13 protein-coding genes are annotated in these 11,608 nt (G+C 61.5%); 3 read left to right on the forward strand and 10 right to left on the reverse strand.

Going from position 1 to position 11,608, the window contains the following annotated elements:
- Positions 1-782: 782 nt before the first annotated feature.
- Genes ACU680_RS04780 through ACU680_RS04805 form a run of 6 tightly spaced genes read right to left on the reverse strand, consistent with a single transcriptional unit; the run spans position 783 to position 6,210 of the window.
- On the reverse strand, positions 783-2,726 hold the full coding sequence (locus tag ACU680_RS04780; RefSeq protein ID WP_448178790.1) for a response regulator: 1,944 nt from the start codon (positions 2,724-2,726) through the stop codon (positions 783-785).
- Positions 2,716-3,591, reverse strand: coding sequence for a sensor histidine kinase (locus ACU680_RS04785; RefSeq protein WP_367084328.1), 876 nt, complete (start codon positions 3,589-3,591; stop codon positions 2,716-2,718). The genes ACU680_RS04780 and ACU680_RS04785 overlap by 11 nt, the downstream gene beginning before the upstream one ends.
- Positions 3,584-4,594, reverse strand: coding sequence for an ATP-binding protein (locus tag ACU680_RS04790; protein ID WP_448179126.1), 1,011 nt, complete (start codon positions 4,592-4,594; stop codon positions 3,584-3,586). The genes ACU680_RS04785 and ACU680_RS04790 overlap by 8 nt, the downstream gene beginning before the upstream one ends.
- Complete coding sequence (locus tag ACU680_RS04795) at positions 4,591-4,995, reverse strand: anti-sigma regulatory factor (RefSeq protein ID WP_003225570.1); 405 nt, start codon at positions 4,993-4,995, stop codon at positions 4,591-4,593. The genes ACU680_RS04790 and ACU680_RS04795 overlap by 4 nt, the downstream gene beginning before the upstream one ends.
- Positions 4,992-5,354 (reverse strand): STAS domain-containing protein, encoded by a 363-nt coding sequence (locus ACU680_RS04800; protein ID WP_007912539.1) that lies wholly within the window; start codon positions 5,352-5,354, stop codon positions 4,992-4,994. Before ACU680_RS04800 ends, ACU680_RS04795 begins: the two co-directional genes overlap by 4 nt.
- Positions 5,355-5,358: 4 nt before the next feature.
- Positions 5,359-6,210 carry an STAS domain-containing protein gene (locus tag ACU680_RS04805; RefSeq protein ID WP_448178791.1) on the reverse strand — a complete coding sequence of 284 codons (852 nt, stop codon included), beginning with the start codon at positions 6,208-6,210 and terminating at the stop codon, positions 5,359-5,361.
- A 250-nt stretch (positions 6,211-6,460) separates the two neighbouring features.
- Here ACU680_RS04805 and ACU680_RS04810 point away from each other — a divergent pair, with 250 nt between their 5' ends.
- Positions 6,461-6,730, forward strand: a complete 270-nt coding sequence (locus tag ACU680_RS04810; protein ID WP_448178792.1) for a hypothetical protein — start codon at positions 6,461-6,463, stop codon at positions 6,728-6,730.
- A 63-nt stretch (positions 6,731-6,793) separates the two neighbouring features.
- On the opposite strand, the gene ACU680_RS04815 is transcribed toward ACU680_RS04810, so the two are convergent.
- Positions 6,794-7,315, reverse strand: a complete 522-nt coding sequence (locus ACU680_RS04815) for a DUF4142 domain-containing protein (protein WP_367084333.1) — start codon at positions 7,313-7,315, stop codon at positions 6,794-6,796.
- Positions 7,316-7,520: 205 nt separating this feature from the next.
- On the opposite strand from ACU680_RS04815, the gene ACU680_RS04820 reads away from it, so the two are divergent.
- Together ACU680_RS04820 and ACU680_RS04825 are read left to right on the forward strand one after the other, a co-directional pair.
- Complete coding sequence (locus tag ACU680_RS04820; RefSeq protein ID WP_003225561.1) at positions 7,521-7,763, forward strand: HP1242/YdcH family protein; 243 nt, start codon at positions 7,521-7,523, stop codon at positions 7,761-7,763.
- 108 nt (positions 7,764-7,871) lie between these two features.
- The gene (locus tag ACU680_RS04825) at positions 7,872-8,036 is read left to right on the forward strand and encodes a hypothetical protein (RefSeq protein ID WP_448178793.1); all 165 of its coding nucleotides are present in this window, start codon (positions 7,872-7,874) and stop codon (positions 8,034-8,036) included.
- Positions 8,037-8,169: 133 nt separating this feature from the next.
- Here the strand turns inward: ACU680_RS04825 and ACU680_RS04830 are convergent, their stop codons facing one another.
- The 3 genes from ACU680_RS04830 to ACU680_RS04840 all read right to left on the reverse strand — a co-directional run bounded on the left by ACU680_RS04830 (position 8,170) and on the right by ACU680_RS04840 (position 11,358).
- A complete protein-coding gene (locus ACU680_RS04830; RefSeq protein ID WP_448178794.1) occupies positions 8,170-9,240 on the reverse strand; it encodes an SMP-30/gluconolactonase/LRE family protein in 1,071 nt (356 codons plus the stop codon).
- Complete coding sequence (locus tag ACU680_RS04835; protein WP_448178795.1) at positions 9,237-10,382, reverse strand: sterol desaturase/SRPBCC family protein; 1,146 nt, start codon at positions 10,380-10,382, stop codon at positions 9,237-9,239. The genes ACU680_RS04830 and ACU680_RS04835 overlap by 4 nt, the downstream gene beginning before the upstream one ends.
- Before the next feature lie 112 nt (positions 10,383-10,494).
- Entirely contained in the window at positions 10,495-11,358 is an 864-nt protein-coding gene (locus ACU680_RS04840) for a LysR family transcriptional regulator (protein WP_448178796.1), read from the reverse strand.
- Between the last annotated feature and the right edge of the window lie 250 nt (positions 11,359-11,608).

The following is an 11,608-nucleotide window of genomic DNA, read 5'->3' on the forward strand; positions in this document are numbered from 1 at the left end:
GATATACCGACGCCTTCGCGGGCAAGCCCGGCTCCCACAGGTTTTGTGGTGTGCACACGGTGGGTGATGAACACAGATCCAGTGTGGGAGCGAGCTTGCTCGCGAAAGCGGTGGGTCAGGCAATGAAGAGGCTGGATGTACCGACGCCTTCGCGAGCAAGCTCGCTCCCACAGGATTTTGTGGTGTGCACAGGGTGGGTGATGAACACAGATCCAGTGTGGTAGCGAGCCTGCTCGCGAAAGCGGTGGGTCAGGCAATGAAGATGCTGGATGTACCGACGCCTTCGCGGGCAAGCCCGGCTCCCACAGGTTTTGTGGTGTGCACAGGATGGGTGATCAACCAGATCCAGTGTGGGAGCTGGCTTGCCAGCGAAAGCGGTGTGTCAGGCAATGAAGATGCCAGATGTATCGATGCCATCGCGAGCAGGCTCGCTCCCACAGGATTTTGTGGTGTGCACAGGATGGGTGATCAACCAGATCCAGTGTGGGAGCTGGCTTGCCAGCGAAAGCGGTGTGTCAGGCAATGAAGTTGCTGGAAGTACCACCGTCATCGCGGGCAAGCCCGGCTCCCACAGGTTTTGTGGTGTGCACACGGTGGGTGATGAACACAGATCCAGTGTGGGAGCGAGCTTGCTCGCGAAAGCGGTGGGTCAGGCAATGAAGAGGCTGGATGTACCGACGCCTTCGCGAGCAAGCTCGCTCCCACAGGTTTTTTGTGGTGTTCACAACATCTGAGGTTTGCCTCAGTCCTGTGGGAGCCAACCTGCTGGCGATGGCGGTGTGTCAGGCACCATCAAGCGTGCGGCGGACCTTGTCCAGCAGTTCGCTGATCTGGAAGGGTTTGACCAGCATTTCCATGCCGCTGCCCAGAAACACCTGACGATTGATCGCGGTCTCGGCGTAACCGGTCATGAACAGAATTGGCAGGCTTTCACGCCAGCCCCGCGCCACGTCCGCCAGTTCCCGGCCGCTCATGCGCGGCAGACCGACGTCGCTCAGCAGCAGGTCGATCGTCGGGTCATTCTGCAAACGCTCCAGCGCGGTTTCGATATCCGCCGCCTGGGTGCAGCGATAACCGGCATCCTCCAGCACTTCGGTGACGAACATGCGCACCGCCGGCATGTCCTCGACGATCAGCACGTGCTCGCCCGAACCCTGCGGATCGACAACCACCGGCGCGATATCCGCTCCGGTCGGGTCGCTGGTGGCCGGCAGCATGATCGTCACTTCCGTACCGCGCCTTGCCACGCTGCGGATATGTGCATCGCCACCGGACTGGCGGGCGAAACCGTAGATGGTCGACAGCCCTAACCCGGTGCCCTGACCCAGCGGCTTGGTGGTGAAGAACGGGTCGAAGACCTTGTCGATCACACTGTGCTCGATGCCAGTGCCATCGTCGCGTACCGACAACGCGACATACGCGCCATCGGCCATGTTCGGATCGCCATGGGAATACGCGGCATAGGTGTTGACCCAGATATTGCCGCCCTTGGGCAGCGCATCGCGGGCGTTGATCACCAGATTCAGCACCGCGCTTTCCAGTTGCACCGGATCGACCAGGGCGATCGCCGGTTTGTTGGTCAGCTCAAGTTTGAGGGTGATGCGTTCGCCGATGGTGCGCATCAGCAATTCTTCCAGCGAGCGCACCTGCTCGTTGATGTCCACCGGTCGCGTGTCCAGCGGCTGCTGACGGGCGAAGGCCAGCAGGCGATGGGTGAGGGACGCTGCACTCATCGCCGAATTGAGTGCGGCTTCGGCGTAGAACTGCACCTTGTCCGGACGCGCATCGGCCATGCGTTTCTGGATCAGTTCGAGGCTGGTGATGATCCCGGTCAACAGGTTATTGAAGTCGTGGGCGATGCCGCCGGTGAGCTTGCCCAGTGCGTCCATCTTCTGCACTTGCAGCAACTGCGACTCGGCGCGCGCGCGCTCGGCGACTTCCTTGGCCAGTTGCGTGGTGGTGTCGTCCAGCTGTGCCAGGTGCGAGCGTTCGCGATGACGATGTTCGGTGACATCTTCGACGAATACCAGACTCAGCTGCGGCGTGCGGTACGGCGAAATCTGCCATTCGGTTTCGCGGATCTCGCCCTGCACGCGCATGTTCAGCGTGCCTTTCCAGCGTTCGCCATCGACCAGTCGCAGGCGCAGCTCATTGAGGATTGCGCTCTGGTTCTGGTCAAAGCATTCGCTGAGGGTGTCCAGGGCGCGGTTGTCCTGAATCATCTGCGCAAAGGCGTGGTTGCACTCGTGCACTTTGAGGTTGGCATCCAGCACGGCAATCGGCGCCGAGACATTGACGTAAATCTCGCGGAACCGGGCCTCGCTCTCGCGCAGCGCGTTTTCAGTATCACGCACCCGCAGCAGGGTGCGCAGGGTCGCCAGCAGCACGTCCGGGTCCACTGGGTGAATCAGGTAGGCATCGGCGCCGGCGTCGAGGCCGGTGATGATGTCGCCGGTCTGGATCGACGCGGCGGACACGTGGATCACCGGCAGCAATGCGGTGCGTGCATCGGCGCGCAGGATGCGCACGATATCGAAGCCGCTCATGTCCGGCAGGTTGACGTCGAGGATCAGTGCATCGAGAACCTCGCTCGCGATCAGCGCCAGGCCCTCGCTGCCAGTACCGGCTTCCAGCACCTCGTAATCATGACGCTCCAGACGCCGGCGCAAGGCGTAGCGGGTGGCGGCGTTGTCGTCGACGATCAATAGACGGATGTCACGTTTCATCGACGTTCTCCAAGGCGAGCGCCAGTGGAATGATCACGAAAAAGGTCGAGCCGACCCCAGGGGCGCTGTCCATCCCGACCTCGCCGCCGAGCAGGGCGGCGAAGCGCTTGCACAGCGACAGGCCGAGACCGGTGCCGCGCAGGCGTTTCTGCAATGGCGAGTCGACCTGCGAGAAGTCCTCGAACAATGCACCATGCAGCTCCGGCGCGATACCGATACCGGTGTCGCTGACGGCGAAGCGGACTTTGTCCGAGCCTTCCAGGCGCGCTGAGACCCGCACTTCACCACGGGTGGTGAACTTCAGCGAGTTGGAAATGAAGTTGCGCAGGATCTGCGCGAGTTTCTTGTCGTCGGTGTACAGGCGCGGCAGGCCGACCGGTTCTTCGAAGATCAGGTCCACTGCCGAAGCGTCGACAATCGGCCGGAACATCCCGCGCAGGGCGGAGAACAGGTCGAACATGTCGAACCATGCCGGAGAAATGGTGATCCGCCCGGCTTCGATCTTCGCCAGATCGAGCAAGTCATCGACCATGTCGCTGAGTTCACGCGCGGCGCTGCTGACGAACGCCACCTGCTTGTGCTGCTCGGGGCTGAGCGGGCCGTCGAGTTCGTCGGCGAGCAGGCTGTTGATGCTCAGGATCGAGCCCAGCGGGGTGCGGAACTCATGGCTCATGTACGACAGGAAGCGGCTTTTCAGGTCCGAGGCCTGCCTCAGCTCTTCGGCCTGGGTGTCGAGTTCGGCGTAGAGCGCCAGCACGCCCTGGTTGGTCTCGTCGAGTTCCTCGCGCAGGGCCGCGGTCTCGCTCTGCAATCGGGCGATCAGCGCAGCCTGTTCGGCGGCATTCAGGGGTGGCGACTCAGCCATGGGCGGCCTCCAGGGCAACGACCAGCACCGTTACATCGTCGCGCCCGCGACAGAAGTCGCGATGCAGGACGCTGGCTATCACGGCGGGATGGCGATGCACCAGACCGGGGTAGTCTTGAAGGTTCCAACGGGACTGCAAGCCGTCGCTGTACATGATCAATAGATGTCCGTTCACGTGAGCATAGTCAAAGGGCTGGGCTTTCCGGTACTGGCCGCCGACGATGCCCGGATGCGAAGCCAGGCCTCGCGATTTGTCGGCGGCGATCAGGCAGGCACCGATATTGCCGACGCCGGTAAAGGTCAGGCTGTCGCGGGCGGCATTGAACTGCGCGAATGCGGCGGCGCCGCCACGGCTGCCGATCATGTCGCGGTGCATGTCCTCCATCAGCAGCACCGGGCTGGCGAACGGCGTCTGGGCGAACACTTGCTCGCCGGCCTTGGCCGCGCGCTCGGCATCTTCACCGTGGCCGAGACCGTCGATCACCAGTGCGCTGACGCTGGCGCCGTTGTACGCCAAGTGCCAGGTGTCGCCACACGCCGGATCGTTGTGCAGCGAATGCTGGCTGACGCCGTAACGCAAATCGGGCTGCCGGTCGCTGCGTGGATACAAACGCGCCAGCAGCACCGCGCCACGGGCGTCGGCGTGCACGTCGAACACTTCGGTCTGGCGTGCCACCGCACCCAGACCGATGCCCTGAGTGCCGCCGGTAGAAAAGCCGTCGGTCAGGCAGGCGTCCAGATCAAAGCCCAGGGCGCGATCGATCGCGAGCATTTCGATGCCGAATCCACCGGGACGCGGCAACAGACGCAGGTGAAACTCGCCGCGACTGGCATGCTTGAGTATGTTGCTCGCCAGTTCGGTGGCGACCAGCGCCACACGTCCGGCATCGGTTGCATCAAAGCCATGTTGCTCGGCGAGCCGTTGCGCGGTACGCCGGGCATGGCCGATCTGGCTGCTGTCTTCGATCAGCAGCACCTGGGTCAGCGACCCCGCGATATTCATGTCCATCGGGTGATCGTTATTCGGGTGCCCTTGCCGGGCTCGGTGTCCAGTTCGAACTCTTCGACCAGGCGTTTTGCCCCGGTCAGGCCCAGGCCCATACCGCTGCCGGAAGTCCAGCCGTCGGTCATCGCCAGTTTGATATCGGCAATACCGGGGCCTTCGTCACGGAACGTCAGGCGCAGACCGACCTTGTGATCTTCATCGAGAATCTGCCAGTCCATGTCGCCGCCGCCACCGTAAACCATGGTATTGCGGGCCAGTTCGCTGACCGCCGTGACCATTTTGGTCAGGTCGATCAGGCGCATCCCGCATTCGGTGGCCAGTTTGCGTGCGGTCTGGCGTGCAAGCACGACATCCTGCTCGATATGGATGGGTTGAGTACCGCTGCTGCGTACGGTCATTGCCGGTCTACTCGTTCCTGCAGCAGTTTCATCCCGCGCTCGACGTTCAGTGCGGTGCTGACACCCGGCAGGGTCAGGCCGAGTTCGACCAGGGTGATCGCCACCGCCGGCTGCATGCCGACCAGCATGGTTTCGGCGTCCATGATTTTCGACAGGCCGGAGATGGTGCTGATCATCCGGCCAATGAACGAGTCGACCATATCCAGCGCCGAGATGTCGATCAGCACGCCACGCGCCGAGGTCTTGCTGATGCGCTCGGACAAGTCGTCCTGCAACGTGAGGGCGAGCTGGTCATGCATGTCGACCTGAATGGTGACCAGCAGGAACTTGCCCATTTGAAGAATCGGGATACGTTCCATCGGCTCAGACCGCTTTGCCGAGGCTGATGCCCAGGCGGGTGAGGGCGAGTTTCAGGGCATCGGCCAGGTTGGCCTTGGTCACCACGCCTTGCAGGTCGAGGCCCAGGTGCACGATGGTCTGGGCGATTTGCGGACGCACGCCGCTGATGATGCAGTCGGCGCCCATCAGGCGAATCGCGGTCACGGTTTTCAGCAGGTGCTGGGCGACCAGGGTGTCGACGGTCGGCACGCCGGTGATGTCGATGATGGCGATTTCCGAACCGGTGTCGACGATGCGTTGCAGCAAGGACTCCATCACCACTTGAGTACGTTGCGAGTCGAGGGTGCCGATCATCGGCAGCGCCAGCACACCGTCCCACAGCTTGACCACCGGCGTGGACAATTCCAGCAGTTCTTCCTGCTGACGCTTGATCACCGCTTCACGGGACTTCTGGAAAGTGCGGATGGTGTGCATGCCGAAGGCGTCGAACAGTTCGGAAATTTCCCAGAGTTGTTCGGCGAGCAGCGCAGGCTGTTCTTTATAGTGCGCTTGCAGCAGGGCAAACAGCGGGCCCTTCAGGGCGAAGATGAAACTGGCAGTCTGTTGCGAGTCCTGACCGAGCTGAGCGCGGCTATGCGAGAGCTTTTCGAGGAACTGGCGGGTGGCTTCCCAACCCGGCGCGTTGATGTTGCTGCCGTTGTCACCCTGCAGGCCGTTGATCACCAACTGCAGGAATTCGCTGGTCTGCTGTTGCAGGTCATGGTCTTTGAGGTTACGGGTGGCGCCGCTGGCTTCCAGGCCGTTGATCCATTCGCTCAGCAGTTGTGGTTGTTTGTTCTTCATCGCATCGAGTGTGCTGTTCTGCAGTGCTGCCATGTGCCTGTTGCTCCGTAGCGTATTGGGGCCGGTTCTGTAAAAAATGACCGGTGCGAAGTCAGTGACCTTTGCCGTTCAAAATAGTTGTTCAGGTGCGCAAGGATATTTTTGATCCGGCGCAAGGAATGCCCCGGTAACTCTAGTCGGCGCCCCTCGAACCAGCGATGTTTTGAACGTTGGCACCGTAGCGGCTTCGAATATACAAGGCCGGCGGGTTTGAGTCGCGCCAGCATTGAAAAACGAGGTGGCTATGAACGAGCAATCGCAACAGCAGCAGAGACCGGATGCCGAACCGATCAATCGCAACGACCCGGCCATCGACCCGCAAGTGCCGGGCCAGAGCCCGCCAACGCAACCCACGGGTGGCACCGAGCAAGCGCCAAGCGCCGATCCGGCAGTGGATCAGAAGAACAAACACACTGACAACGACAACGAGTTCAGTCCGGGGTTTGAACCTGAGCCCGATCGTCCGAAGCCCGGTGAAGAAACCGATGCCGACATCGACACCGACGGCGGTTGATCGCGCTGAAACGACAAAAGGCCGCATTCAATGAATGCGGCCTTTTGCTGTACAGCACCCGGATTATTTGCTCGGGTGTTTGGCTTGAAGCTCTTTGGCGGCAGTCAGGTGTTTTTCCAGCGCCGGGAGCATTTTCTGCGCGAAGGCTTTCAGCTCTGTAGCGCCCTTGGTCTTGTCGTCGGTCACGGTGTTGGCTTCTTTCTTGAACAGTTCGATGGTTTCTTCGTGGGCCTTGACCTGGTTGTTGGCGTAGGCCGCGTCGAAGGATTCATCGCGCATGTCGAGGATCTTTTCCTTGGCCTGCTTGACCAGGGTGGTGGAGTCCGGGACTTCGATGTCATTGGCCTTGGCAATGCTGGCCAGCTCATCGTTGGCCTTGCTGTGGTCGGTGATCATCATGTTGGCAAAAGCCTTGATGTCAGCGGACTGGCTTTTTTCCAGGGCCAGGCGGCTGGTTTCGATCTCCGCAATGCCGCCCGCTGCGGCGTTGTCGACGAAACTGTTGGAAGTGGCAGCGAAAGCACTGCCCATGCCGGCACTCAGGGCGACAGCCAGAACGAGATGACGCAGGTTGAATCCGTCCATTGGTTTTTCTCCACGCAGGTTTTTGTGAGCGTTATTCAATGGAGGGAAGGCGACGACCAAAGGTTTTATCGTATTTGCGACAGGGCGACGAACGGCCACCGCTGGTCTGACAGGAGGTCGACAGAACGGCCCGACCAAGGCCATTCTGATAACGGGCCAGCGCAATCGGTCGCGTTGGCTGCCGATCAACTGACGGAGGTGTTCCATGCCGGTGACTCATGACCTGTATCAGGATTTGAAGCTTACGAAGGAAGAGATCCAGCAAAAACGCACCGAGGATCCATTTCTGGATGCACTGATCAACAAGTATTCCCAGGCGGACGCCGAAGTAGTCAAGGCCGAGACGGCGACCTCGGATGCACCCAGCGATGACACCCTGAAGAAACTCAAAGAGAAACGCTTGCAGGTCAAAGACAAGATCGTCGCGCAGTTGCAGGCGCGATCCTGACCGTCAGTCGCTTCACCGACCCTGGTTGGTGAATTGACTGGAACGACAGCCACCAACGGCACCTCGAATGTAAGAGCCTTCATTCAATGACTCTTTGCGAGGTGCCTCATGAACACACCCAGATTCCCCAGTGAAGAGCAGGGCGGCTTCGACCCGGTGCCCACGCACCCGCAACCCAACAGCCCGGCGCACACCACCACTTTTCCCGAAGAACCGGATGAGGATCTGCCTGAAGACGAAGATCCGGACAAGTTCGATAGATCCGGTAACTGACAGTCCGCTATCGCTGGCAAGCCAGCTCCCACAAGGTTTTGGGTGAGCCGACAGATAACGGATACCCGCAAATCCCTGTGGGAGCTGGCTTGCCAGCGATGGCGTCAGTCATTCCTGCACACATCCAGCAGGCTCACTTCAACGCCTCCGCCAACGGCAACCGCGCCATGTGCGTAGCCTTCAGCGACCCCAGATACAACCAGTCCCCATACTCCCGCGCCGTGGTGATCGGCGAGTAATTGCCGCTGCTGGCGTCCTGCAGATTGGCGATCACCTTGCCCTCAAGATCGAGCCCCAGCACGAACCCGCGTTTTTCCACCGGTTTGGGCAAAACCGTCAGGGCGCGCACGATCATCTTGCGCAGCCACGGATGTCCGGCAGTGCCATCGAGCAAGGCACTGCGCGGCGCGTAGAGGGCGACCCAGAAGCGATTGCTGCCATTGAAAGCGAGGTTGTCCGGCAGGCCGGGCAGGTTGTCGATGAACAGGTCATGGGTGCCGGCCTTGGGCCCCGTCAGCCAGTAACGGCTGATGCGGTAGGCGCCGGTTTCGTTGACCAGCACATAGGCGTCATCAGGGCCGAGGGTCACGCCGTTGGCAAACTGCAGTTTGTCCAGCAGTACGCTGGTCTTGCCAGTCTGGAAGTCATAGCGCAGCAGACGTCCGTCGCCACCATGCTCGATGATCGCTTCGCCGTCATGGCCGTAGCCCCAGCGGCTGCTGGCATCGCTGAAATAGGCATAGTGACCGGACTTGTCGATGGCCACATCGTCGGTAAATCCAAAGGGCAGGCCATTGGCCTCGGTGGTCAGCGGAATCAGCTGACCCTGGGCGTCGAGCGAGAGCAGACCCTTGACCGCGTCGGCAACCACCAGCAAACCGTTGGGATGTCGGGCCAGGCCGAGCGGCCGGCCGCCAGTGTCGCTCAGCACCTGACGTTGTTTGCCATCGAGGCTGGTGCGGATCAGTCGCCCGTCATGCAGGCCGGTGATCAGAAAGTCACCTTCTAGAAGTAATGCTTCCGGGCCATCGATGTCCCCCGGGCCAACCTGTTCCGCGGTTTTCAGGCGCTGGTTTTCCGCGTACGGCCCGGCACTCAGCGACGGTGCCACTGGTGGCTTCCAGGCCACCGGCTGCACCTTGGTCGGCATCAGCAGCAGAAACGCGATGATGAGGATCGCCAGCAGTAACAGCAGGCGCTTCATGAAACGTGCCCCGTCAGCGTCAGGTGCCTGAGCGCCATGTCACGCAGCGCCTGCATCGAGGTCGCCGATTCCCGCTCAATACGGCGCTTGAGCAGCAACAGATTGGCCAGGCGCATGCCCAGCCCGTCGAACTGATAATCCAGGGTGCGCACGAAACGCGTGCCGTCGCCCTGCGCCGCGCATTCATAGGTCAGCAGCAGCGACAGGCCATGATCGCCCCGCGCCTGGGCGCACCAGCGGCGACCGGGCAGATACTCAGTGACCTCCCAGCGCAAATGGCCGGCGCGCCCGCCGGCGTGAATGTCTTCTTCGAAACGCGCGCCGGCATGCAGCGGGCCTTGCGGGCCGTCGATTTTCAGCGACGACGGGTGCCACTCGGGCCAGTGGTTGACGCTGGCGGCGTAGCGGAGCACGGCGATCGGTTCGCCGGCGATATCGATCTGGTGCTGCATGCGGGTCATGGGCGATCTCGAATAGCGCAACGGGGCGGGTGGTGGCTCCCAGTACAGGGTGCCGAACAGGTAATCCATCAGCGGAAAGACGATATTGAAATTGCGCTCCTGCATGCGTTCGCGGCGGTGATGCAATTCGTGCAGATGCCGCATCTGGCGGATCCACGGCAGGCGGGTCAGCGGGTTGTGCGGTGGCAAATGCTCGCAGGCATGAAACACCTCGTAGGTCAGATAACCCAAGACCATGCAGCCGCCGAACAGCCCGGCGACATTGGCGTTGAACTGCGCGAGCAGCCACCACAGTGGCAGGGTGAAAACCAGCGTATGCACGATAATCAGCCAGGCCGGAAACAGAATCACCCGCCAGTCGCGGGCGCCGTCGTAAGTCATGTGGCCGGGGGTGAAAAAGCTGTGATGGTCGCCGGCATGCCGCGCATAGAACAGCTTGGCGAAAGTCTTTTTGTGATGGCCGAGATGGCGATGAACCATGTACACGCCAAAGTTGAAGAACAGCAGGGTCAGCGGCACGCTCAGCCATTCCAGCGGCTGCACCTGATGCGTACTGCTCCAGAAAGCGCCGATCGCCAGCACGCCGAACAGCAGCACGAAAGCGCCGTGCAGCCACGGGTTGTACAGCGGATGAATGGCCGCGCGGTAGCGGCTGCGGAATGCCTCGGTGGTCTGCCTCACTGCGTTCACCTGCGGGTATTGTTGTTATACCCGGCAGATTAGCCGATCCGCTCGTTTGTGCAGGCCGCACCTTGAGGTCAGTTGCGCCATGCTCCGGTGTAAAGCGGCCGACTCAGCTCAACGGGTTCCAGCGTTGCGACCAGTCGTCATCGGTCTCGATCACTTGCCGCAGGAGGTCGAAGGCCTGTTGCAGCGTCGCCGAGTCGCGTTCGCGGGCGTACACCAGATAGGTTGGATAGCCGAATTCCGGGGCTTTGGTCACTGCTTCCAGCGCGCCGCTTTCCAGATAGCTGCGCACCACGCGGGTACGGAAGTAGCCGCTGCCGCCATGTTCGAGGATGTATTGCAGGGCCAGCGGACCGAGGTTGAAGCTCAGCGCGGCTTTGGCCTTGTCCGGCAGGGCGGCGTCGTGCTGACGACGGAAATCCGGCCCCCAGTCGATGTAGACGTAGGGCTCCGGGCGGTTCGGTGCGCGCACCAGAATCAGTTTCTCTTCCAGCACCTGCTCGACTTGCAGGCCGGGCCAGTATTCCGGCTGATAGACCAGCGCGGCATCGAGTACGCCGAGTTCGAGCTGGCGCAACAGATTTTCGCCGTCACGGATTTCCATACGCAGGGCATGCCCGGGGATGTTCTCGCGCAGTTCGGCGGCCCAGCTGAGCATCAATGGGTTGCACAGGCTGACCTCGCCGCCGATGTGCAGCACGTTGTGATAACCGTCCAGCAACGGCAGGTCGCGCCGCGCGGCTTCCCAGGTCTGCACCAGTTGATTGGCGTAGACCACGAAGGCCTCACCATTGGCGGTCAGTTTCGCCCCGGCGCGGTTGCGCACAAACAGCGTACTGCCCAGCTGACTTTCGAGTTTCTGCACCCGGGCGGTGATCGCCGTCTGCGTGACGAACAACTTCTGCGCCGCCGCAGCCAGGCTGCCGTGACGGACGATTTCCAGAAAAGTGCGGGCGAGGTCGATGTCCATGGGCGGGCCGGAGTCTGAGGTGTGCGCATTGTAAGTGCCGGCTCGCTACCGCGTCATCGTTCATCGCGAGCAGGCTCACTCCTACACGGTTCTGCGCTGGCCATCGACTTCCCGAACGACACAGAACCCTGTAGGAGTGAGCCTGCTCGCGATGGCGGTCTGCCTGCCAAACCAGCAATGCCTGACCCACCGCCATCGCTGGCAAGCCCGGCTCCCACAGGTTTTATGTCGTTCACAAGTTCTGTGAACG

Source organism: Pseudomonas sp. LF020 (assembly GCF_053456425.1).